This window comes from Staphylococcus sp. HMSC62A08 (genome assembly GCF_001839105.1).
Classification (GTDB): domain Bacteria; phylum Bacillota; class Bacilli; order Staphylococcales; family Staphylococcaceae; genus Staphylococcus; species Staphylococcus caprae.
The window spans coordinates 161,012-186,360 of the sequence record NZ_KV840027.1 but is presented as its reverse complement, the minus strand read 5'-3'; the positions used below and the strand labels follow the sequence as shown (position 1 = coordinate 186,360).

The window sequence follows — 25,349 nt, the reverse complement described above, 5'->3', positions numbered from 1 at the left end:
TTTTTACAATATCTACAAAAAGTTAAATGTGTCGATTTGGTGAAAATATGTAATATTCGACTATTTTAATCATTATCGTTGCGTTATAAAATTATCATCGCTATAGTTTAACTATACAGTGTAGATTTTTAATGTGAGGTTATGTTATGAATGAAAATGACTTAAGAGTAATTAAAACTAAAAATGCTTTATCAACAAGTCTTTATGAACTGCTAGAGAAACGAAGTTTTGAAGTAATTTCAGTTAACCAGATATGTAATCATGCGACGGTTCATCGCACAACATTTTATAAACATTTTTATGATAAATATGATTTATTAGTTTATTTATTTAAATTACTCACTAAAGACTACTTTTCAACAGATTTAAAAGAACGTTTGAATAATCCGTTTCAAACGATTGAAGCTACCTTTACGAATAAAGAAGAATTAGAAAGAATAGAGAAGGTTCAAAAAGATGATGTTTCATTCGCTAAAATATTTAGAGAATTTTGTGTAGACATTATGAAGGCAGATATTAAAGAAAATATACATCGTATTTCGGTCGATACTGCAATCCCAGAAAATCTTGTCTTTTACATTTATGGTTCGACATTAGATGGATTTATGGAGTGGATCAAACAAGAAGATATTGATTGGCCAGCTTCAGAAATTGACGCCGTCTTTCATAAAGCGATTAATCTAAGCATTTCTGAGTAAGCCATCTACAATTAAAAGTGATATAAAATAGCCGTCATTTGAAGAGAAGCACGTAAGTATACGCGTTTCACCTTCATCATGACGGCTAAATTGATTTTATTTAGAACATTTCAGAAACAACTTTTTGTTCTAAGAAGTTTAATAAGTAGTCAGGGCTACCTGTTTTCGCATCTGTACCAGACATTTTAAAGCCACCAAATGGGTGGTAACCAACAACTGCAGCAGTACAACCACGGTTGAGATATAAGTTACCTACATCATATTCATTCACAGCTTTAATCCAATGTTCACGGTTATTAGTAATCACAGCACCAGTTAAGCCATATTCTGTGTCGTTCGCTACATCGATGGCTTCATCGAAATTATCTACTTTAATAAATCCAACAACTGGTCCGAAGATTTCTTCTTGCATGATACGGTCCGAAGATTTAAGACCTGAGAAGATAGTTGGTTCAATGAAGTAACCTGTTGAATCATCAGTGCCTCCACCTTGTTCTAATTGGCCTTCATCTTTACCAATTTCGATATAATTATTAATTTTGTCGAATTGCTTTTGGTTAATGACTGGTCCCATGAATGTGTTATTTTCAGTATTACCTAGAGTGAGTTCTTTTGTAAGTTGAACTGCTTTTTTAAGGACTTCATCATGTACATCTTTATGAACAATGGCGCGTGAACATGCTGAACATTTTTGTCCTGAGAAGCCAAATGCAGAAGTCACAATCGCTTCAGCAGCTAAATCTGTACCTACGTTCTCATCAACAACAATGGCATCTTTACCACCCATCTCGGCAATGACACGTTTCAAGAAGTGTTGACCTTCTTGAACTACTGAACTACGTTCATATATACGCGTACCTGTAGCACGAGAACCTGTAAATGTAACAAAGTGTGTATCTTTATGGTCTACTAAATAGTCACCTATGTCTTTAGGATCACCAGGTACAAAGTTGACAACGCCCTTAGGTAGACCAGCTTCTTCTAATATTTCGATTAATTTGTATGCTGTTAATACAGTGTCTTCAGCAGGTTTAAGTAACACTGTATTACCTGCAACTACAGGAGCTAAAGTTGTACCAGCCATAATTGCAAATGGGAAGTTCCAAGGTGGGATTGTAACGCCTGTACCAATTGGTTTATAGAAATATTTATTATGTTCCCCTTCACGATCTAATACAGGTTTACCATCTGCTAAATCCATCATTGAACGTGCATAGTATTCGATGAAGTCGATACCTTCAGCAGCATCACCAACCGCTTCATCCCATGGCTTACCTGCTTCATAAACCATAACAGCTGAAATTTCTTCTTTGCGACGACGGATAATCGCTGCTACACGTAATAACAATTCAGCACGATCTTTATGCGACCATTTCTTCCATGATTGATAAGCTTCATTAGCTGCTTTAAATGCATTTTCCACATCATCTTTTGTAGCTTTAGAGACTTTTGCAACCAATTGAGATGTATCTGCAGGGTTTAAAGACTCAAATTTGTCGCTTTTATCAATTTTCTCTCCATTAATGACTAAAGGAATATCTTGACCAAGTTGGCCTTTTACCTTTTTCAATTCTTCATTGAAACGATCTACATTGTCTTGAACTGAAAAATCAATCCCAGGTTCATTTTTGAAAGGTACTACCATTCTCATTTACCCCCTATGTATTTTAAATTTATTAAAAAATCACAAAACATTGACATACATTTAAATGATAGTTCATATCATTTATTTCATTCTACTATGTAACAACATGATTTTGCAATCGCTTACATTTATATTATCAGAAAAGTCTTGAAAATTAGTTGACCGCAAATGATTTATCATAGTCAATAATATGATTATCGTATATATATTTAATTCTTTTTATATTAAAAAATGTTGTTGAAAACAAGAAGATTATTATATACAATTAATGACTGGGCCAGTATTTTATAAAACAAAATAAATTCAGAAAGGTATCACTACATGAAAACTTATACATCTGTAATTTTTTGGATGCGTTCCATTGCTTGTTTAAGTATAGTAATTATCCACTCAATTACCACTACTTTTTCAAAAATGCATGACGTTCCACATAGTACATCTCTCCGACTATTCCAACTATTATTAATGTTTAGTACACCTATGTTCGTGTTTATATCAGAATTCTTACTAGCCAAAAATTATGGTTCCAAGATAAAGAAAGGATTCTTCAAAAATAAATTAATCTATTTGGGGATACCTTATGTAATAATCAATTTAAGCATTTCCTATTTTTACTTTAGACCGAAAAATTTACATGAATATCTCTTCCATGTTGGAGATACAATGTTTCACGGAGGAGCTGTTACATATTTTATAGTAATCATTTTTCAATTTTATTTACTGCATTGGCTATTTTCTAAATACTTAATTGGTTTAAATCCTATTAAAATGATTGTAATATCAATTTTAATAACTACTATGTATTGGGCCATGAGAACTTTTATATCGCCTCCTAATAATCCGATATTAGCAGCTATATGGGATCGTGAGGGATGGATGATATTCATAGGATGGTTGAGCTATTTCTTGCTTGGCTTTTATATAGGAACTTATTATGAAGCGTTTATGAATAAAATCAAAGATTATACTTGGCATATTATTATTGGAGCATTTCTCTCAATAATTTTTATGTTTTTAAATTATATATTGGGTATAAGCACATGGGTAGAATCAAAAAGAGTGGACACTCCTATTTATGTAACAATGGTAATTTTATTGTTTTTCCTTTTCTCTTCTTATATTAAGTATGTACCAAAATTTATTGTATTTATTAGTAATTATTCTTATTGTATCTACTTAATTCATTATTTCTTTGTTCATGATTTAGGATTACTGAGTCGTAACCCCATTAAAAATGTATTATTCAATACCATCGTTACACTTACTCTAGCTATTACAGTTGGATATCTCTTTAATTTATTCAAATTTGGAAAATACATTGTAGGTGGAATAGGAAAAATTAAATATGAAAATATTTACGAAAGCTATCAAAATAATAATATGGATTAAAATAAATTAAGACTAATTTTCTTCGGTTAAAGTATAAAAGACGAGTTCTATCTATATAGAACTCGTCTTTTTTTAGTTTATGAAAAAATATCCTTAACTCAACAATACTCAACCTTGAAATTTAGTTATATTAGATAAAAATATTATAGTATAATATTAGTATTAATTATTCGATACATCTTAAGGAAGTGCATCTATGAAAGCTTTAATTACTGGGGGCGCAGGTTTTATTGGGTCACACATTTCAGAACGGTTAACTCATGAAGGTGTGGAAGTACATGTCATTGATAATCTTAGTACAGGAAGATTAGAAAATATTCCTTTCATACCTAAAGAACATTTTTATTTAAAAGATATTACTGATGTGGCATTTGTTTCAGAGTTAATTAAAAAAGAACAATTTGATTATATCTTTCACTTAGCTGCAATGGTAAGTGTAGTTGAAACAATTGAAAAACCTGTTATCTCAAACGAAACCAATATTAATGCAACGATTAATTTATTAGAAGCTACACGAAAATGGGATAGTCAAATTAAAAAATTTATTTTCGCATCATCTGCCGCTGTGTATGGCGATTTGCCTGATCTACCTAAATCAACGATAAATTCTAAAGTAGCCCCGCTTTCCCCTTATGCGATACAAAAATTTTCTGGAGAACAGTACGCTCACATTTATCATCACCTCTATAACGTACCTACTGTATGTTTAAGATTTTTCAATGTTTATGGACCAAAACAAAATCCGAACTCTGATTATTCAGGCGTTTTATCAATTCTTAATGCAAAATTTATTAATAAAGAACAATTTACGTTTTATGGTGACGGTGAACAAACGCGTGATTTTGTATATATAGATGATTTAGTTTCAGCAATATGGACAGTCCTTTATTCTAAAGATACTAATGGGGGGATATTCAATGTTGGAACTGGAAGCGAAACATCTCTTAATGCTGTTTTTAAATCCTTTGAAAAAGTCTTTGGCTATACCATTCCTCACATTTATAAAGAATGTCGAATAGGTGATATCAAACATTCATATGCAGATATTACCCCACTTAAGCGTCTGGGTTATTCACCACAATTTAATATTCATAGTGGTATTAACGCGTATGTGTCAAATAACAAAATTAATCAATAAAAAAATCAAAACGGTGAATCATGAGCTGACCAACCGTTTTGATTTTTATTTTTATTGTAGTAAATCATAGAATTCTTTAATAGCTTTAGCATTATAAGCTTCAGCATCAAACTTTTCATATTTCTCATTTTGACCTAATATGAATGTTTCAATCCCTTTTGCAATCTCCTCTATCTCGTTGATAACAAGTGTGCCATACTTGCCATCCTTTAATACATATCTATTAGCAACAATATCTGATGCAAGAACATTCACTCCTAGAGTTAAAGCTTCTAATAGTACCATTGATTGTCCTTCGTAATGAGAAGTGAGTGCAAATAAATTTGATTGTTTCATCACATAAAATGGATTTTTTCTGTGTCCTAATAAAAACACATGGTTTCTCATTTTTAATTTTTTATAAGCGACTGGAGTGATTTTTTTAATGGTCCTTCACCCATAATATATAACTTTATGTTTGGATATTTTGGCACTAATTTAGCAACAGCATTAATGAGTAGATCAAATCCTTTTTCAGGAGAAAGTCGCCCTATGCTCACAATTTTGAAGTCATTGTTACTAAACTCAACTGTTTGAACATTACCATTTTTAATATTGATTAAGACTGACTCACCATTTTTCTCGAATCGATCTGAATCATCTTCTACTAAAGTGTGTATCTTATTTAAGTTAATCGTATTTCTTGAAGAACAATACTTATCACTTAATAAAGGATTATTTATTTTTTCTTTGTTTAAAAGACTCGTAGCTTCGGAAACGCTGACGAGTTTATCAAAATATGGATAAAGAGAAACCAAACCTTTTAAATTTTGATAATGTGGTCTCACACCATTAATTCTTCTTTCCATATCTGCTTTAATATCACTATGTAAATAAACTAATTTACGTTTAGCATTACTTGCTAAAATAAGATTAGCCCAAAACATAGAATAACCACTAAAATCGATAGCATAATCAAAATGAGAATCTCCAAATATTTTTCTAAATTCTCGTTGATATACCTTTTTAGGGTAGAGGAATTTTTCTAAAAATGATTGAAGCCCTCTTTGTTTTACAAAATCAACCTTATAACACTCTTTTAAGGATGCAAGTAATGGCCCTCTTCTAAATATAATTCTTACATTTGGATTCACTCTATCTAAATTGCTCAACATTTCTTCTTTCTTACTATAGTTCAAAAATATCGTAATATCATATTGATGATAGTCAATATTTTCTAATAAATTAATGATTGATGTAGTGATGCCATTATTTTTCATTCCACCTGGATAAATTAAAATTGTTTTCTTTCCTGTTGTATTACGTTTTGGGGATTCCGCTTTTCGATTAAAAATATGTTCAACGATATTTTTAGAAGCATGTCCGTCTTCTAAACTTACATAAGTCGTTTTAAATTTTTCATAATTATTTTTAATTTGATGATTTTCATAACTTTTATTATTGATTGAAGAAATGACATCTTCAATATGGGTGCAAACGGGACCAGGCAATTCATTTGGATTAATATACATTCCCCTACAGAACTTATAGTCATCATAATCAGGAGTATAAAAAATGATTGGTTTATTCGTTACTAAATAATCAAAGAAAATACTCGAATAATCTGTAACCATTAAATCAACAATTGCTAATAATTCGTTGGTATCAACATAGTCAGAAATTAAATAAATTTTCAAATTACAATCCTTTTTAGCCTCTTCATAAATAAAAGGATGTACTTTTACTAATACTTTATAATTTAAATGTGCTTCAAGCTCTTTTGCTTCATTAAGTATGCTTTCTATATTTATATCTGGATTATTTAAATCTTCTCCTCGCCATGTCGGACAATATAATAATATTTTCTCTTCATTTTCACTAATAAGACCATTTAATGTATCAAAAATTAGGGATTTTTGATTTTTTAATGTTAAGTCAATTCTGGGGTACCCTTTTTCAAGAATTTCTCCATTATAGATGTGATGAAGGTTAAATGCGCTTTTGAATATATTTGTAGTATGTCTATTTGAGCTGATTATATAATCGCTGGATAAAAAATTCTTAATAATGTTCTGTGATCCTTGTACATTGTTGTCCATATCTAATCCCATATATTTCAGAGGTGTCCCGTGCCATGTGTTGATGTAAATTTGATTTTCCTTTTTGGCAAAATATAAGGGAAAAGTTGAATCGTTAATTAAATATTTACTTTCAGCAAGTGATTTTAAGTAATCACTCGAGTCTATAATGACAAAGTCTACGTTATTGTAATTCTTAAATTTATTTTTATAGAAGTTCAATGTTTCTTTAGAATCGACCACCCATTTATGAAGAAACCTTTTATATTCTTTCTGGTTAACTAAGTATAGAAATATTGCATAAGGATTACCTGTAATATTCTTACCATTTCTCACTTGATATAGAATTTGATGGTCTTTGACTTTTAAATCACCATAATATTTAGCGTAAGTCATCACTTGATGATTATAATTTGATTTATTCATCATATTTATTGGAGATGTAATAAAATTAATTTTTCTTCTACTTTGATTAGTGATAAAGCTTTTGAAATTTTTCATAGATTTCCCTTCTTAGATGTCATTAATATACATAAATTTAAATATGCGAGTGTTAAAACTTTTCTTTAAATTTATCTTCCCTTATCTATAAAATATTATATACTTTTTTTATATAATGTTATATATGTTCAATGTGAATTTATTCTAAACTCAATCACTGCTTCTATTGTTCTATAGATTTGATTACTTTACAGGGATTACCCACCGCTAAACTATTGGGAGGTATATCTTTAGTTACAACACTACCTGCACCTATGACACTACCGTCTCCAATTGTGACCCCCGGCATCACTGACACGTGTCCTCCAAACCAAGTATTGCTTCCTACAACAATAGGTTCAGCGAGTTCTAAACCTTTATTACGTTCTTTATAATTTAAAGGATGCGTAGCGGTATAAAAGCCACAATTAGGTCCAATAAAGACATTATCTCCAAATGTAATACCTCCACCATCCATTAGATAACAATTTGTATTAATAAATACATTTTTTCCAAATTTAACATTCCAACCATAGTCAGTATCAAAAGGTATAGAGATGCCTACGTTCTCAGTTTGGTATCCAAATAATTCTGTCATGATTCTGTCTCGTTTTTCTTCATCACTTGGACGTGTGTGATTCAAATCAAAGCATAATTCCTTCGCTTTCAATCTATCTTGTTTTAATTCCTCATCAAAGTTTGCATCATACCATTGATGTGCTAACATTTTTTCCTTTTCAGTCATAAACATTCCTCAATCTTTGCTTAATCAATTTATTTTAAAAAGGGAGTGTGACAGAAATATAATTTAGCAAAATTATATTTCTGTCCCTCACCCAACTTGCATTGTTTGTAGAATTTCTTTTTAAGAAATTCTCTGTGTTGGGGCCCCGCCGGCAAGGATGGCTAGGATTGAAAGAAGCTTGATATAAGTGCACTTTCAATTCAGACATCTACTGACAATATGTTAAAGAAAGCTGAGACAATTAATTATGTCCTACTCCTCACAATTCAACGTATTAAGTTGTAATATAATCTCCACCATTAACGTGTATCACTTGACCAGTGATATAAGAGCTATCAGCATTTGTAGCTAAGAAAACATAAGACGGCGCAAGTTCTGCTGGTTGACCACGACGACCCATAGGTGTACCGCCACCTTGATTTTCAACCTTTTCCTCATCAAAAGTAGATGGAATTAATGGTGTATAGATTGGACCAGGTGCTACAGCATTTACACGAATACTTTTCTCCATTAATGTTGTCGCTAGAGAGCGAGTAAATGAGACAATAGCACCTTTCGTAGCAGAATAATCAATCAGATGTCCAGAACCTCTATAAGCCGTCACACTCGTAGTATTAATAATGGCATCGCCTTCTGATAAGTGTGGCACAGCTGCTTGTGACAAGAACATCATCCCAAAAATATTTGTCATAAATGTTTCTTTCACTTGATCGGGTGTAATGTCTTCAAAGTTATCTCTAGGAAATTGCACACCACCATTATTTACTAAAATATTTAATCCACCGAAATCTTTAACGACATTATCGATGAGTTGTTTAGATTGCTTTTCATCTTTTAAGTCATGTGCATATGCTTTCGCTTTGACACCTAATTCTTCTAAGCGTCGAACAGTGTCTTCTGCATCTTGGTGTTCGTCGTAATAACCTATCGCTACGTTTGCACCCTCTTTCGCATAAAGGATTGCGACTGAACGGCCAATCCCAGAGTCTCCGCCAGTAATTAATGCTACTTTACCTTGTAACTTTCCTGCAGCTTTATATTCATCTAACTCTGCAATTGGTTTAGGATTCATATCCGCTTCAATCCCCGGTTGTCTATCCTGAGTATAACCTTTTATCTCCTTATGAAAATCCAATAAACTCACAAAAATCAACCTCCTCTACATTTACAAAACACATTCCCACATAAGCTCCAAAACAAACACGGGGCCCTAACAGAGAGGATTTCCTCAAGAAATACTACAGGCAATGCAAGTTGGGGTCCTAACAACAAGGGGTTCCTCTTATGAGCTTGACTCTGATTCATTAAAAAACATATGATAAAAGTGTATTATTTTATTAAATTCTCCAAAATATTAAAGATATAAAAACACTTATTCAAGGAGTTTAAAATGCAGAAAAAATATATTATTATAACCATCATTATTATTATATTCCTTGGCCCAGCATTAATTTTTAATATAGGTAAACATATTTATTTTAAATACCAAAGCCATGAAGAAGCTAAAACCAAAGCAAAAGTTCACCGTGTTCTTAAGAAAAAAGGATGGGAAGACAAAATAAAAAAAGAGGAAGCTGCTTTCACGTTGAACACTAAAGAAAATAATGTTGAAGTCACTTTTAAAGATGAGCCCTATAATACATATCAATATGACGTTAATGATGATGGTAAAGTAACTGGAGATGCAGAGTTAAAAATGAAATATAAAGAGCGTTTTGATAATGATAAAAAATACAGAGAATATAGAGAGCGACATCGCTTTGAGGAGAAATATGATTTAAAATAAGAAATAATTGAAGACTTTGTCAGTGGTTTAAGTAAAAGGGTACTCAATGAGTATCCTTTTTTGATGTCATAATTCAACTATGGATAGTACTTTTATATACGTTGTTCATTTAAAATGAAGATTGCATACTTTAATTAATGTTTTTGCTTTTCTTTAATTTTTTTGCTATGCCTTCCATTAAAAAGAAAAACAATAATCCCAATATAAAATATAGCTCAGAAATGATATTTTGATGTATTAATAGTAATAAAACTAATGAAAATACTACACTGAGACTGTAAAAAATCTTATCTATCATTCCTTTTTTAAAAATAAAAGGTATAAAGAAAATTATTATTGAAAATATTAATAACACTAATTTCTTGAGCCTTCATACTTAATCACCTGCTATTTTAAATACTTTTTCTATATTGGTGAGTGTTACTTTGCTTATCACCCTGTATCCCTATTATATTATTTATCTTTATTTTTATAGATTATTCTAATTATTACTGCACAAATTCCCATGAGTACTACAAGTACAACCATAACTAAATTTATAATTATTTTATAATTTTCATTGTTGGTGAATAATGAATTAATGATCGTGACTATAGATATAATCATTAAAATGTAAGTGAATATATTATAACTCTTATTCATATATAAAATCTCCTCAGAAAGAAACTCATTTGTAAACCCTAAAAGCAAAATTTTATTTTTGAACAAAATACAGTATACAAAAACAAAAATTAATAATACAACGTAATATTACAGACGTTAAAAAGTTAAAATATATAAATGAGTTTGATTGTTAAATAATGTTATTATCCCATTATTGCTTTTTAGATTTAAAAATTTTAAACAGTTCTCGTCCAGTAGAAATCCAACCTGTAAAAAAAAACGAAAATTATTGATTGCGCCATGAAACACATTATAACTGCACCAGAAGCATCTTGTATTTCAAATATTTCTGCTGAAGCCTTTAAATCAATACATAATCGCGTTAATAAACATGAGATAAATATATTGGCACATTGTAAGCTTGTGAATAACCAAAAATCTTTATCCCATTTGTAAAGCGCGGCAATAATAATAGGTATAATAGCTACAATGCCCATTAAAACATATGAAAAGGAAAACAAAAGATTATTTTCTTCTACTAAAGGGTTACACATATATGCGATATACAGAAAGTTAAATGGAAATCCAAAAAGAATCATTAAAATAATACGCTTCATACTTCCACCCCTCCATGAATTATCAAGAATGCGCCAATTCCAGTATCTATTAGAATGGTTATGATAATAAGAAAGAACATAAGAAATGGTAAGATTAACAAAGTCATAACTCTAATTTTATCGTTTTTAATTTGATGCGCCTTATAGAATATAATATGAATAATCAGATACATTACCATAAATAAAATAGCAATAAAATAATGTCCAGACATAATATATCCACTCCTAATTATTTAGAGTTTATCTATTTTCTTTCAATGTTTAAACGCGTTTTATAACTATTGATTCTCTATATGTATGAAAGTTAAGAAATGCTTTCCTATCAAAATGTTGTAGTAGACTTCGAAGGTCTTCGTTCTATTGTTCGTGATGTTTGATTTTTTCTTCTTCAACATCATTCTCACTTGTATTTGATACTTTTTGTTTTGAAGAAACTACTACCATCGGTTTGATACAATTGCCTAAAACAACTAAATATGTATAACTTGTTGGATTTAAATGACAGATTACTGCGAGCTGTTTCACTTTCTCATATTCTATTTCTGTCAAATTAATATTGACTGTTTTGACTTTTTTATTGTATGCACTTGGTATTTTAATTCTCTTTTATTGTTAGTATTTACTCAATAGTATCATAATATTAATTTCTAATCTAAAATGTTTTTACATTTTACTAATTAATTACATTTATTAATGATTTTGATATGATAAATTTATTCTATTTTGATATATTATGAGAATTTACTAATAGAAATGGTATTAATATAATTGAGTAGTTTCTCACATACAGTTATCTTTGATTCTTAGATATAAATAAACTTGAATACAATTATTCTTGGAAATTATTTTCCAATCCAAAGAACTACTAACTTCCTTTGGAAGAAGGCTTTGGTTTACAATAGTCTTCGTCTATTGCATAAGAACTACTAACTTCCCTTGGAAGAAGTAGTTCTAAAGTTTGATGTGATTTCAATACTATGGATGCATGTGTTTTCTAAAAAAGTCCTGTATACTCTATCTCAAGAAATAAACAAAGGAGCCATCCAAATATGAAGACACTATTAAAAGGCGTTATTTCAGTCCTTATTATCTTAGGAATCATTAAAACATTCCAAGACCACGATATCCTTAATGAAGCAGGCCATTACTACGAACAAGCTAAAAGTGGCGAAATTGTTCAAGATTTCTCTAACTTTAACTTCAATAACTTTAAAGATTTAGACTTAGAAAACTTAAAGCCATCTGACTTTTTCTAATACATTTAAATAACGTAACAACGATCCGAAATTGAAATCACAATCATTGTATTTTCAATACTAATAAAATAAACGTTCAACAATTTTTCCATTTCACATCCCTGATCTTTTGATTGTTCACTCAAATTCTTAAATATAACTGCTATAACACGTGCGTAATCCTTATCGATGACGTACGTGTTTTAATTTTCAATATTATTGAACAAAGAGATTGACTTATATACCTATAGGGGGTACATTGAACTTGTGAAAAGAAACGGAGGCGTTCCTATGACACATAAAACAACGACGCTAGATATTACTGGCATGACATGTGCGACATGCTCCAACCGTATTGAGAAAAAACTTAATCGCCTTGACGATGTTTCAGCACAAGTTAACCTCACCACTGAAAAAGCAACAATCGAATACGACGCTGATCAATATGATTCCAAATCATTTATCTCAGAAATACAAAAGTTAGGCTATGATGTTAGAACAGAAAAGCAAGAATTAGACATCACAGGGATGACATGTGCCGCGTGTTCCAATCGTATAGAGAAAGTCCTCAATAAAACTGAAGGAATCCAACACGCTACAGTCAATTTAACGACGGAGCAAGCATTAGTATCCTATTATCCTAATGCCATAAATACGGATCGAATCATTCAACGTATTCAAAAATTGGGTTACGATGCTGAACCTATAAATAGCGACGATAATCAACAAACGTCTCGTAAAGAACAAGAACTCAAAGCAAAACGCACGAAATTAATTATTTCAGCTATCTTATCAGCACCGTTATTACTTATGATGTTTGTTCATTTACTTCCGCTTCATCTACCAGCAATTGTAATGAATCCGTGGTTTCAATTCATTCTGGCTACGCCTGTTCAATTTATTATAGGTTGGCAATTCTATGTGGGCGCTTATAAAAACTTGCGTAATGGCTCAGCGAATATGGATGTATTAGTCGCTGTAGGCACAAGTGCTGCATATTTTTACAGTCTTTACGAAATGATTCAATGGTTAACTCACCACGTAAATGAACCACATTTATATTTTGAAACGAGCGCAATCTTAATTACTTTAATCTTATTTGGAAAGTATTTAGAAGCACGTGCTAAATCCCAAACAACGAACGCACTTGGCGAGTTATTAAGTTTGCAAGCTAAAGAAGCGCGTATATTAAGAAACGATCAAGAAACCATGGTTCCACTTAACGAAGTCATCGAGGGTGATACTTTAATCATTAAACCAGGCGAGAAAATTCCTGTTGACGGTGAAGTCATTAAAGGTAGCACATCCATAGATGAATCTATGTTGACGGGGGAATCCATACCAGTTGAAAAAGTCATTGGGGATACTGTTATTGGTTCAACATTAAATAAGAACGGGTCAGTGTATGTGAAAGCAACTAAAGTAGGTCGTGACACTGCTTTATCAAATATTATCAAAGTCGTTGAAGAAGCCCAAAGTTCTAAAGCGCCTATTCAAAGACTAGCGGACATCATTTCTGGCTATTTTGTACCTATTGTAGTGGGTATTGCCATAGTCACTTTTCTTGTGTGGATTGTATTCGTGCACACAGGTCAATTTGAACCTGCATTACTAGCTGCAATATCTGTACTCGTCATTGCATGCCCATGTGCTTTAGGTCTAGCAACGCCTACATCTATTATGGTAGGTACGGGACGCGCTGCTGAAAATGGTATTCTATTTAAAGGCGGCGAATTTGTAGAACGCACGCATCATATTGACACGATTGTATTAGATAAAACGGGCACAATTACTAACGGTAAACCTAAAGTTACAGACTACGCTGGCGATTTAGAGACACTTCAACTTTTAGCGAGTGCAGAGAAAGCATCTGAACATCCACTCGCAGAAGCCATTGTCACTTTTGCTGAAGATAAAGGGCTCTCCTTATTGGACAATGAATCATTCAATGCGAGACTCGGACATGGCATTGAAGCAATGATTAATCATACACACGTATTAATTGGTAATCGCAAATTAATGCATGACTTTGATATCACGATTGATACAGACAATGAACAGAAACTTGCTCAATATGAACGACAAGGTCAAACTGCTATGATGATAGCCGTTGAACAAGAACTTAAAGGCGTCATTGCTGTTGCTGATACTGTAAAAGATACTGCAAAACAAGCTGTATCCGAGTTACAAAACATGAATATTGAAGTTGTTATGCTTACAGGAGACAATAATCAAACCGCACAAGCGATTGCTCAAGAGGTTAGTATTGACCGAGTTATCGCGGAAGTGTTACCGGAACAAAAAGCAGAACAGGTGTCACTTTTACAAGAAGAAGGAAGAAACGTAGCAATGGTTGGTGATGGTGTCAATGACGCACCAGCCCTAGTAAAAGCTGATATAGGAATTGCGATCGGAACAGGTACAGAAGTAGCAATTGAAGCTGCAGATATCACTATACTTGGCGGAGATTTATTACTATTACCTAAAGCGATCAAAGCGAGTAAAGCGACGATTCGCAATATACGTCAAAATTTATTCTGGGCGTTTGGTTATAATGTCGCAGGTATCCCAATTGCAGCCTTAGGCCTGCTCGCGCCATGGATTGCGGGTGCTGCTATGGCATTAAGTTCAGTCAGTGTGGTTACAAATGCACTTCGTCTTAAAAATATGAAATTATAGGCTTTAAGTAAACTTTACTTTCAAAATTTGCAAGTGCGTTTTAATATAGTAATTAGAAACAAGCGGAAAATCAATAAGGAGTGGGACTTATGACAAAGGAAACGATTCAAGTAGAAGGAATGAGCTGTGAACATTGCAAAGATGCAGTGGAATCTTCTTTAGCTAAACTCAATGGTGTTCATACTGCAGAAGTAAATTTAAATGAAAAGCATGTTCGCGTTGAATACGACGATTCAAAAGTCAACGTTGCTCAAATGAAAGAAGCAATCGAAGACCAAGGTTATGACGCTAAATAAACTAAAATAATCAAGCATGGAGTGTGGGCGATAATTATATCGCATTTCACTCCATGCTTTTTTAATTTGATTCACATTTACACGTCATACATATTTGCGAGTTGTGTTAATCTTTCCGCTGCTTCTTCTAGTTGTTTGTCATCTAATGCAAGAGAAACTCTGACATAATCATTCCCATTTTCACCAAACGGGATACCTGGTGCGACTAGAATAGATTTTTCTTGTAATAAATATTGTTCAAATTCTTCGCTATTATATCCAGGCGGCGTATGCAACCACGAGTAAATCCCACCTTTAGAATGAACGAATGGTAACTTCGCCTCTTTTAGTTTTGCTTCAAACATATCACGTCTTTTTCTAAACGTTTCATTTTGTTCTTCTAAAAAGCCGTCATAATGATTGAGTGCATATGTTGCAGCATCTTGCAGTGCTCCGAACATTCCTGCATTCGTATGTGTTTGATACTTTTTCAAAGCTTGAATCATCTCTTTATTCCCTACTGCAAAACCTACTCTAAAACCTGACATATTATACCCTTTAGATAATGAAAAGATTTCTATCGCCACATCTTTACCATGTTTCGAGGCAAGAATGCTCGGATTTTTAGCATCAAATCCAAATGCACTATAGGCGAAATCGTGGACAATTTTAGTATCTGTATCCTTAAATTTTTCAATTGCTTCATCAAAGATTGATTGTGTGGCTGTAGAACCAGTAGGGTTATTTGGATAGGTTAAAAAAATTAATTTTGTTGCCTTTAAAGTTTGTGGGTCAATCTTATTCCAATCTGGTAAATAGTCAGGAGGTTCAAGTTCAAGTGGCACTGGTTTCGCATCGGCCAGCATGACACCTGCTAGATAATCAGTATAACCTGGATCGGGTAAGAGTACGGTTTCTCCAGGGTTCACAATACATGTCGGTAATGCCACCAGGCCATTTTTTGTTCCATATAAGATACATACTTCATCATCTTTGTGCAACGTTACGCCATATTGTCGTTGATAGAAATTCACAATAGCTTCTTTAAATGATTCTTTACCGTGAAATGCACCGTATTTTTGATTTTCAGGGATACGTAATGCTTCTGAAAAATGATTGATAATACCTTTGGGCGTTTCACCATCAGGAATCCCTACTGCCATATTTATCAGTGGTAGAGGTCCATGTTCAACTTTACGCCCCATCGTTTTACCAAAATAACTATCAGGAATTGCTGCAAGTCTATCTGAAATAACCATCATAAGCCCCCTCGAATTCATCTATGTCCTCATGTTATCTTCAATTTTATCAACAACCTTAATTACGTCAATATTTACAATATTCTGAACTAAATCGATTTAAAGTTGCCCACTCATTATATAAAACTGTTTCTCTTTATATTCTAAATAAAAAAAGAACCCACAAATGTGAGTTCCTCAAATATATCAACGAAGTAAAATAAATTAATCATAACAACGACAAAATCTTCTCTTTTAAACACCATTCTCAATATCTTTTAACATTTCATTCACTGTAATCTTAGCACTTGTAAGCACGATGGGTACACCAGCTCCTGGATGTGTGCTTGCTCCTGCAAAGTATAAATCTTTGTAATCTCTTGAAACGTTCGGGGGTCTATAATAATTACTTTGTGCTAATGTAGGCATTAAACCAAACGCTGTACCAAATTTTGCGTTGTATTCCTTTTCAAAATCAATAGGCGTAAATACAGTTTCAGAAATAACGTGTAATCTCACGTCTTCTAGCGCATCAATCGTTTCTAATTGATGATAAATAATGTCTTTTACTTGTTCAATGATTGATTCATCTTTCCAATTAATCTGACCAGTCTTCAGTTCAGATGTAGGCATTAGAATATACAATCCAGTCTTACCTTTCGGCGCTAAACTTGAATCTCCAACTGCTGGCACATAAACGTAAATCGATGGGTCTTCTGATATCCTACCGCCAAATATTTCATCAATATTTTGTCGAAATCGCTTAGAAAAGACCACATTATGAAGCATGACTTCATCAGTAATATCTTTATCTATACCGATATACATCATAAATGCAGAACAAGAATAATCTAAACGTTCAATTTTACTAGGTTTATATTTTTTAACTGGAGAATGAGACGGCATTAACTTCTCTGCAGCATAAGGAAAATCTGCAGTACACAGGACTTTATCAAATCGTTGCACTAAACCATTGACTCTCACGCCATCCGCTTCTTTATACTTAGGATTAATGATGATTTCATCTATCTGAGCATTGAGCTGTATATCTACGCCTAAATCTTTATTTAATTGAACTAAACCCTGAGTCATGCCATACATGCCACCCTTAATAAAGTGGACGCCAAACATCATTTCGACCATTGGTATAATCGAATATAATGAAGGGCCTCGTTTGGGGTCGATTCCGATATATAGCATTTGGAATGCCAGTAATTTTTGAATACGTTCATTATCAATATAATTTTCTATTAAATTATCAGCATTATTTAACGTTTTTAATTTCAAACCTTGAATGATGGATTCCAAATTATAGAAATCTGAAGTCTTTCTGTATGTTTTCTCTAGAAAATGATAACGTGCAATTTCATAACGTTGATAAACATCCGTTAAAAATGACATAAAACCATGCGTAGTACCAGGTTCAATACTTTCTAGCGTTTCTTGTAACTCTGCTAAATCTGTCGGCACACGTACTTTATCATTTTTTCCAAAATATACATCATAGATATATGGCAACTGTTCCATTTCCACATAATCTTCAAATTTTTTACCGCATTCTTCAAATACTGCTCTATACACTTCTGGAATCATCACAATAAGATGGCCCCATATCAAACGTAAAACCATCTTTCGTGAATTGACTCATTCGCCCGCCTATACAATTATTCTTTTCAAAAATGGTTACACGATTTCCTTGAGAAGCAAGTCTAGCTGCCGCTGCTAAGCCAGTGACACCTGCACCTATCACAGCAATATTCATACCACATTCCACCTATAACTGATATTTATTTTTAATCTTTCTATATAATTTCGCTTTATTAAGTTTTGAAACGTAAACACGACGATGTAAAGTATAAGACGCTTTTCTTACTTCATCTAAAATAGCGCGATATATCACTGCTGCTAATTCTATAATAGGTTGGGCTTCTTTATTAAAAGTGTCAATATTCGACAACGCTATTTCATAATCATCTTCTGCGATTGCTGCAAAATATTCCCATAAATCAATATAGTGATTTGAAATGCGATGGTTGAATTCATTTTCAATGGAGACATCAAAGCGCGCAAGACTACTTTCACTAAAGTAAATTCTGCCATTCTCAAAGTCTTCACCTACATCACGTAAAATATTAGTGATTTGCAACGCTTCGCCTAATTTACGTGCGGTAGCATACGTCTCCTTATTCGGTGACTGAGCTAGTACAGGCGTTAAGACCTCACCTACTGTTCCTGCAACTCCATAGCAATAATTTAAAAGTGCTTCGTCCGTTTCAAACATTTCAAAGTTCTGATCCTCATAAACACTTTGAATCAGGTTATAAAATGATTGGTACTCAATCGTGTAGTGTAGTGAAACAATATATAGTGCTTCCATAATGGATTGATTACTTTTAAATTCATGATGGCTGATATCACTAGCGCTTTCAATATATGAAATATCTTCATGAATATCTTTTAGTATTTGAGGATTTTCATGTACATCAATACTGTCATCTATAATTCGACATACTGCATATATCACCCATACTGCTTGACGTTCTTGTTCAGGCAAGAAGTCAAAGGCATATGAAAAGCTTTTAGAATGTTCTTTCATAATTTGATGACAATATTTAAAATTTTCTTCATTCGTTGTCATGATTCTCCTCCTAATTGTTATGAGATTTGTTTACTTTTTAATTTATTTTAAATGAACGACCTTTCCATTCAACCTTTTTAGAAAAATGCGTATGTCTCCAAGAATTTGCGAAGATAAATATGAAAAAGATAAATAATACCGGATGTAATATGAGCAATACCATTGAGAAAGCACCCACTCTTCGATGTAATCGTACAAATTGGCATGTGTATAAAACATAGAATAGTAAAGACACAATTCTTGATGCAGGCTTGGTAAATACACTTATCAATAGTGTTAGAGTGGACGTGATTGAACCCATTAACCACATAACAATAGCTAACATGATTTGCGGTTGTGTTTTATCTGCCCCTACTGAAAAGTGTTTCGTCCATCCCTGTATAAGCGATTGAAGACCCGCTTCATACATCCGAAATTTAACATCGTTTCCACCCTCGTAAACCGTTACAGGTAATTGTACACTTTCAAACTTTTCTCCTAAAGCAAAGCCTTCAATAATTGAATGCTGTGCATTTTTATGTCCATCCGTTTTAAAATAATCATCTCTATGCATTAATGTAACAGGACCAAAAGCAATATCGTTATTAGATTGACGAGCTAAACTTGAGAACTGGTTCACCCCGACAACCGTCATCAAATTAAAAATTGCTGATAAACTCTCATAAAACTTACCCGTTTCATGAAAAGGTTGAACACTGAGTAATCCATGGTTATGTTGTTTGCGATACGTATTTAATATCTTTTCAATCGCATGGGGATGACCAAACGTTACATCTGCATCTACAAACATTAATAGCTCTGATTGTGCATTTGTAGCACCTTGATAACAGGCATGGGATTTACCAAACCATTGTCTATCAAGATTCTGTTCTATTTCGTAAACTGTCGCACCAAACGTTTGTGCAATCTCTTTTGTGTTATCCTTAGAACCATCATCCATCACAATCACTTCATAAATACCTTGTTGCCCTTGCAATGATTGAAGCAAATGAGGTAGCCGACGTTCTTCATTTCTCGCGGGGATAATAATTGTTACTTCATTACTATGAATGATACGGTTTTGCGATGATAGTAATCGATGTCTTTGATTAAATATAAGTCGACCACATATGAGTGAAATCGTAGATAATATAGTAAGTATGAATTGTATCATTTCAACTACGATCACTCCTTCTGAGCTTCAATTGCATTAATTTTATCAGCGACTTGAAGTCCACTTAATGTCACCATTGGCATTCCTCCACCAGGATTTACTGATCCTCCTACAAAGAAGAGATTATCGAAATAATTGCTATGCTTAGGGAATTTGAAGCCTTTGTTTTTCTTTTTATCAGCCACCACACCATAAATGGCACCTCTATGAGAATGATAGTGTTGGCGAATATCTTCTGGCGTCCAAATATCTTCATAAATCATATGCTTTCTTAAATCAGTGAGGCCCATTTTTTCTAATTTTATTAATACACGTGTTTTAAACGCTTCATAGTCTTCCTTTTTAAAGGGGTTATCTTGAATATATGGAATATGCGGTAATACTTTAATATTTTCAAACCCATCAGGTGCTTGTTGTAAATCAGTTTTGTTCGAATTCACAAGATAGATGGTAGGGTCTTGTGGCAACACTTTTTGATGAAAGACTTCATCATAATTTCGTTTAGAATCGTCGGAAAAGAAAAAGTTATGATGTGCCAATTGAGGGTATGATCGATTGACACCTAAATGCATCACATACCCTGAACTCGCTGGTTCATATGTCTTTTCAAGTTGATCGATCTTTTGTTGACTAAAATGAAGCAAATATTTGTATGTCGGAATGACTTCCATGTTCGAAATAATGTAATCAGCCTCAACGAGGTCACCATTAGCAAGACGTACACCAGTGACATTATGATGATACGTTTTAATATTGTTCACAGATGTTCCCGTATGAATCTCTACGCCTTCTTCAATCGCAAGTTGCTCTAATGCTTGAGCCAAGTGGTGTATGCCTCCTTTGACATACCATAATCCTTGTTCTTGTTGCATATGAAATAACATTGAAAGCACAGTTGGCGCATCATAAGATGATGAACCTACATATTTAATGAAATAACCCAATATTTCTCTTAATCTCGGATTTGAAATATATCGATGAATGGCCTGTTGCATCGTTGAAAAGTAATCAAAACCATGTAACGCTTTCAATGGTCCATGATATTTTAATATTTCAGGTAATGTATCAAGGCCATGATTAAAGTATCCCTTTTCCGTAAAACGATGAATACGTTCAGTGTATTTAAAATATCGATCAAGTTCTTCTTTATCTTTCTCATTCAATTGCACGTTGTTTAATACTGTAGCTTCATTATTTTCATATAGATCAATCGTTTCACCATTTGGAAAGAAATTTCTCCACTGCAATGGTAAACGTTCAATTTCGACATAATCTGACATCTTTTTATCACTGTAATTAAATAATTTCTCAAAGATATAAGGCATCGTTAATATCGACGGTCCTAAATCGAAACCAAATCTACTTTCATCTAAGCGATTGACTTTACCACCAATATGATTATTTTGTTCAAATAATTTCACGTTGAAGCCACTTTGAGCCATTCGTATTGCAGCGGCTATACCACCTAATCCGCCACCTATAACAATAACTGACTTTGTCATCATTTCTTCCCTCGCTTTTCAACTAAACGAATGAATCGTTCAATTCTCGGTCGATTATATCTCTGAACAATAATGATAGGTACATGACTAAATACGACATACAACAGATTGATATATTTTATGTATTTAGGTGTCTTGATGAACACAATCAGAGGAACCATTGATAACCAATGAACCAATTCGGCTCTTCTCATTTCCAATAATAAATGACGTGTTTCTTCTATATTATTAGTTAAATAACTTTTATCATAAATCGCGTTATTGAGTTTTGTACCTTCAGGGATCAATTTTTTCCACTTACTTATTTGGAGTGTATCGCCCCAAATTTGACCACCCTTTTCCCATTGAAAAGGACGAAAAAAGTGCGCATTCTTATCAAAGAAGCGTAACGGTATGCGAGCCCCCAATTGTGCGATACTCATCTGAACTAAAAACCAGAAAACACTATGTAAAATCACTAATTGAGCTAACTTTTTAATGTTCTTCATCATTTCACAGCTTTCTTTAAAAGATACAGAAACCGATTGATAGTTATTCGTTTATATTCCCTTCGATATAAGGCATGAAACGCTTAAGTTACTTTATTCAACACAATTAAAAAATTGCATAAAAAAAGAGGATGACTGATGTCATCCTCTAACATTTATAACTCGATTGTGCTATCCAGTTATAAATTAAATCTTACCACCAACCGTGGCTAGCGCGGAAATCAATTGCATTTGATAATGAACCGTAACGGCTGTTAGCGTAGTTAATCATACCTTTAGTTTGAGAAGCTACTGAACCAGTACCCCATGATTCCATAGTTTGACCTAAACCTCTGTAACCAGCTGGGTTTACTGCGTTAGGATTACCGCCTGATTCTGGCATTACGATAGCATTCCAAGCAGCTTCAGTACCACCAGCAGCTAAGAATTGAGCTTTAACTGATCCACCAGTTGAAGCTGAGCTTGAAGATGGTGCAGAGTATGAAGTAGTTGAAGTGCTGTAGTTATGGTGACTAGTAGTTGGTGCTGAAACAGCTTCAACATTAGTGTTACTTGATTGTGTATTAGAACTTACTGATTGGCTTGAACTTTCTTGGTTGTATGATTGAGTGTAGTCAGCTGATGAAGATTGAGAACCAGCTGCTTGGTAACTCCATGACCAGTTAGTACCATTAGAAGTGAAGTTGTATTCGAAACCATTGTTTACGAAATGAATATCGTATGCGCCAGCTTGAACTGGTTTAGCATTTAATTGATCAGGGTGGTTTTGAGCTAAATCAGCTAAGTGAGCTTGATCTACGTTTGTAGCTTCAGAAGCGTGTGCTTCGTGACCTGTTAATGCAAAACCTGCAACTCCTAAAGATAAAGCTAATGATGTAGAGATAACTGTCTTTTTCATAATATAAAATCCTCCAGATATGTTTTAAAATTAAAATTTGTAAATTATATTCTTAGTGTTTAAATTTCGTTGTGCGATATTGAAAATGTTTTTTGTTAACTTTTGACGGTATTCACTATACCATAAAAAATGCATTTGTATATTACACGTTCCTTACAAAAAATTACAATGCATACTTAGTTTTGTAATCTTGAAATATTTATGTATCGCTTTGTAACATATAATTCCTTAATAATCGTTTAAAATTTCATCGATATTTGTGGTTTTACATCAGTTTTTTAATAGGTTTGACTCAACTATTAAGTTATCTGTAATATTACAGATTTCAACTTTGTTACACTACCGTAATAATTCTATAATCTAATTTTGCTCAATTCATCTAAAAAAAGATGACTTTCAAAGAGAAAATCCTTGAAAATCATCTTGATATTTAATCCATGATATCGTTTTACAGCACTTCTTCACATCTATTAATGATTGTTTGTAGTACTTTAATACGACTTGTCTTTTTATGATCTGCTGGTATAACGTGCCATGGCGCTTCATTCATATTTGTGTGCTTAATCATATCGTAACTCGCTTCTAAGTATAGATCCCATTTTTCTCTATTTCGCCAATCTTCATCTGTAATTTTCCATTGTTTATCTGGATTCTTTTCTCTATCTTTAAATCGCTTTAACTGCTCTTTTTTATCTAAACATAAGAAAAACTTGATAATTAAAGCTCCTTCATCTGTCCACATTTGTTCAAACTGATTAATTTCCTTGTAAGCCCGTTTCCATTCTGCTTGTTCAGCAAATCCTTCAACTCGCTCAACAAGAACTCTTCCGTACCAACTCCGATCAAATATTTCTACATGCCCTGATTTTGGCATTTCTTTTGCAAATCTCCATAAATAGTGATGATTCTTTTCAACATCAGTCGGTGCACTTATCCCATGAACTTGATATCCTGTGGGATCGAGTTTCTCCCTTATACGTTTGATATTTCCACCTTTACCTGCTGCATCCATGCCCTCAAATACTAAAACTAATGGTATTTTACGTTCATATAATGCAAATTGGAGTTCTCTCATCCGCTTTTGTAATGTTTCAATTTGGTCTTTGTATTCTTTTTTATGAATTTTAGGCACTTCTATATCGAATAGTGATGTAGAAAAGTTTTTATTAAATTTCCCATCGATAACGCTTTCATGAGTTTGAAAGTTGTCTATGGCAGATTCTAATCTTTCTATTATATGTAGATACATATTTTCGACTGCTTGCTTTCTTTCAGTATAATCAATGACCTTCCAATCATCACTATCATTTATTATTTGTCGCATTTCACTTATGTAAATGTCTCGAGGTATGACTTTCCCATACTCTTGTACTTTCCATTTCATTAATGGATTTTCTTTTGTTTGTTCAATATGTTCTTGACGCTTTTCTTCATTGATTTCGATGAAAAATTTAATGATTTCGTAATTATCTTTTTTTAACATATTTTCAAAATCATCAATTTGTCTAACCAAAACATCGTAATTCGAATATTGATTCTGTTTAATTTGATTCTCTTTATAGTCGAGATAATGTGAATACCAACTTCTAAAATAAATATTGATATTACCTTTCTGTGGTAATGTATTCCAGTACTTTTGCAGAAATTGATATCTCAGATCATGAGCTTCTGGTGATTTAGTAGCTATGAAATCGGTATACTTAGCATCTAGATTAAGTAATAATTCATTAGATAAGCGCGTTTTACCTGAAGCTGGTACACCTTCGAATAATATCATGACAGGAATACCTAATTCGTGTGTCTTTCTGCTTAATTGTGCTACTTTTAATTGCAATGCTTCTATATTATATGACATCATTTCACCCTTTATTTTTGATACATTCAAAAAGCAACTCTATCATTGTTAATTTTAGCACATAAAAAACTCTCCAATGCCTTAAACATTGAAGAGTAAAAACTGTAGACAACCATTTGCCAATCAAAAAGTCTTATTTAATTATATGAATACATACGAAAATGTGGTTGGATAAAATTTTATTCTTAATACAAATACGCAGTATTGATGGCGACACGCCTGCAGGAATA

Annotated in this window: 19 protein-coding genes and 2 pseudogenes; 7 read left to right on the top strand and 14 right to left on the bottom strand. The window is 32.8% G+C overall.

What is annotated here, in order from left to right:
- The first annotated feature begins 146 nt into the window (after positions 1 to 146).
- Positions 147 to 698 (top strand): TetR/AcrR family transcriptional regulator, encoded by a 552-nt coding sequence (locus tag HMPREF3264_RS01655; RefSeq protein WP_070871717.1) that lies wholly within the window; start codon positions 147 to 149, stop codon positions 696 to 698.
- 100 nt (positions 699 to 798) lie between these two features.
- On the opposite strand, the gene pruA is transcribed toward HMPREF3264_RS01655, so the two are convergent.
- Positions 799 to 2,343, bottom strand: a complete 1,545-nt coding sequence (gene pruA / locus HMPREF3264_RS01650) for an L-glutamate gamma-semialdehyde dehydrogenase (protein ID WP_070871716.1) — start codon at positions 2,341 to 2,343, stop codon at positions 799 to 801.
- 321 nt (positions 2,344 to 2,664) lie between these two features.
- Here pruA and HMPREF3264_RS01645 point away from each other — a divergent pair, with 321 nt between their 5' ends.
- Both HMPREF3264_RS01645 and HMPREF3264_RS01640 read left to right on the top strand, forming a co-directional pair.
- Positions 2,665 to 3,732: an acyltransferase family protein gene (locus HMPREF3264_RS01645; protein ID WP_037541678.1), complete on the top strand. Its 1,068-nt coding sequence runs from the start codon at positions 2,665 to 2,667 to the stop codon at positions 3,730 to 3,732.
- Between the two features lie 196 nt (positions 3,733 to 3,928).
- Positions 3,929 to 4,870: an NAD-dependent epimerase/dehydratase family protein gene (locus HMPREF3264_RS01640; RefSeq protein ID WP_070871715.1), complete on the top strand. Its 942-nt coding sequence runs from the start codon at positions 3,929 to 3,931 to the stop codon at positions 4,868 to 4,870.
- Between the two features lie 51 nt (positions 4,871 to 4,921).
- Here the strand turns inward: HMPREF3264_RS01640 and HMPREF3264_RS01635 are convergent.
- The 3 genes and pseudogenes from HMPREF3264_RS01635 to HMPREF3264_RS01625 all read right to left on the bottom strand — a co-directional run bounded on the left by HMPREF3264_RS01635 (position 4,922) and on the right by HMPREF3264_RS01625 (position 9,296).
- A pseudogene (locus HMPREF3264_RS01635) lies at positions 4,922 to 7,428 on the bottom strand (CDP-glycerol glycerophosphotransferase family protein).
- Positions 7,429 to 7,591: 163 nt separating this feature from the next.
- Complete coding sequence (locus HMPREF3264_RS01630; protein WP_070871714.1) at positions 7,592 to 8,152, bottom strand: sugar O-acetyltransferase; 561 nt, start codon at positions 8,150 to 8,152, stop codon at positions 7,592 to 7,594.
- 274 nt (positions 8,153 to 8,426) lie between these two features.
- Positions 8,427 to 9,296, bottom strand: coding sequence for an SDR family oxidoreductase (locus HMPREF3264_RS01625; protein WP_070830139.1), 870 nt, complete (start codon positions 9,294 to 9,296; stop codon positions 8,427 to 8,429).
- Between the two features lie 246 nt (positions 9,297 to 9,542).
- Between HMPREF3264_RS01625 and HMPREF3264_RS01620 the strand changes: the two genes are divergently transcribed.
- Positions 9,543 to 9,938, top strand: coding sequence for a DUF3139 domain-containing protein (locus HMPREF3264_RS01620; protein WP_070871713.1), 396 nt, complete (start codon positions 9,543 to 9,545; stop codon positions 9,936 to 9,938).
- 839 nt (positions 9,939 to 10,777) lie between these two features.
- Here HMPREF3264_RS01620 and HMPREF3264_RS01610 read toward each other — a convergent pair.
- Both HMPREF3264_RS01610 and HMPREF3264_RS01600 read right to left on the bottom strand, forming a co-directional pair.
- The gene (locus tag HMPREF3264_RS01610; RefSeq protein WP_070871711.1) at positions 10,778 to 11,158 is read right to left on the bottom strand and encodes a hypothetical protein; all 381 of its coding nucleotides are present in this window, start codon (positions 11,156 to 11,158) and stop codon (positions 10,778 to 10,780) included.
- Between the two features lie 357 nt (positions 11,159 to 11,515).
- Positions 11,516 to 11,707 (bottom strand): hypothetical protein, encoded by a 192-nt coding sequence (locus HMPREF3264_RS01600; RefSeq protein WP_070871709.1) that lies wholly within the window; start codon positions 11,705 to 11,707, stop codon positions 11,516 to 11,518.
- Positions 11,708 to 12,207: 500 nt separating this feature from the next.
- Between HMPREF3264_RS01600 and HMPREF3264_RS01595 the strand changes: the two genes are divergently transcribed.
- The 3 genes from HMPREF3264_RS01595 (at position 12,208) to copZ (ending at position 15,368) form a co-directional block, all read left to right on the top strand.
- The gene (locus HMPREF3264_RS01595) at positions 12,208 to 12,414 is read left to right on the top strand and encodes a hypothetical protein (RefSeq protein WP_002444354.1); all 207 of its coding nucleotides are present in this window, start codon (positions 12,208 to 12,210) and stop codon (positions 12,412 to 12,414) included.
- A 270-nt stretch (positions 12,415 to 12,684) separates the two neighbouring features.
- Positions 12,685 to 15,072 (top strand): heavy metal translocating P-type ATPase, encoded by a 2,388-nt coding sequence (locus tag HMPREF3264_RS01590; protein ID WP_070871931.1) that lies wholly within the window; start codon positions 12,685 to 12,687, stop codon positions 15,070 to 15,072.
- Positions 15,073 to 15,161: 89 nt separating this feature from the next.
- A complete protein-coding gene (gene copZ, locus HMPREF3264_RS01585; protein WP_070871708.1) occupies positions 15,162 to 15,368 on the top strand; it encodes a copper chaperone CopZ in 207 nt (68 codons plus the stop codon).
- A 77-nt stretch (positions 15,369 to 15,445) separates the two neighbouring features.
- Here copZ and HMPREF3264_RS01580 read toward each other — a convergent pair whose 3' ends face one another.
- The 8 genes and pseudogenes from HMPREF3264_RS01580 to HMPREF3264_RS01545 form a co-directional block, all read right to left on the bottom strand.
- Complete coding sequence (locus tag HMPREF3264_RS01580; RefSeq protein WP_070871707.1) at positions 15,446 to 16,606, bottom strand: aminotransferase class I/II-fold pyridoxal phosphate-dependent enzyme; 1,161 nt, start codon at positions 16,604 to 16,606, stop codon at positions 15,446 to 15,448.
- Between the two features lie 234 nt (positions 16,607 to 16,840).
- Positions 16,841 to 18,347 (bottom strand): annotated as a pseudogene (locus HMPREF3264_RS01575) (phytoene desaturase family protein).
- A gap of 12 nt (positions 18,348 to 18,359) precedes the next feature.
- Entirely contained in the window at positions 18,360 to 19,223 is an 864-nt protein-coding gene (locus tag HMPREF3264_RS01570; RefSeq protein ID WP_070871706.1) for a phytoene/squalene synthase family protein, read from the bottom strand.
- A gap of 37 nt (positions 19,224 to 19,260) precedes the next feature.
- Positions 19,261 to 20,376 carry a glycosyltransferase family 2 protein gene (locus tag HMPREF3264_RS01565; RefSeq protein WP_070871705.1) on the bottom strand — a complete coding sequence of 372 codons (1,116 nt, stop codon included), beginning with the start codon at positions 20,374 to 20,376 and terminating at the stop codon, positions 19,261 to 19,263.
- An 11-nt stretch (positions 20,377 to 20,387) separates the two neighbouring features.
- Positions 20,388 to 21,878 carry a phytoene desaturase family protein gene (locus HMPREF3264_RS01560; protein WP_070871704.1) on the bottom strand — a complete coding sequence of 497 codons (1,491 nt, stop codon included), beginning with the start codon at positions 21,876 to 21,878 and terminating at the stop codon, positions 20,388 to 20,390.
- On the bottom strand, positions 21,878 to 22,369 hold the full coding sequence (locus HMPREF3264_RS01555; RefSeq protein ID WP_371106815.1) for a glycosyl-4,4'-diaponeurosporenoate acyltransferase CrtO family protein: 492 nt from the start codon (positions 22,367 to 22,369) through the stop codon (positions 21,878 to 21,880). Before HMPREF3264_RS01555 ends, HMPREF3264_RS01560 begins: the two co-directional genes overlap by 1 nt.
- 190 nt (positions 22,370 to 22,559) lie before the next feature.
- Complete coding sequence (locus HMPREF3264_RS01550; RefSeq protein WP_070871703.1) at positions 22,560 to 23,264, bottom strand: aggregation-promoting factor C-terminal-like domain-containing protein; 705 nt, start codon at positions 23,262 to 23,264, stop codon at positions 22,560 to 22,562.
- Between the two features lie 448 nt (positions 23,265 to 23,712).
- A complete protein-coding gene (locus HMPREF3264_RS01545; RefSeq protein WP_070871702.1) occupies positions 23,713 to 25,119 on the bottom strand; it encodes a phosphate--AMP phosphotransferase in 1,407 nt (468 codons plus the stop codon).
- Between the last annotated feature and the right edge of the window lie 230 nt (positions 25,120 to 25,349).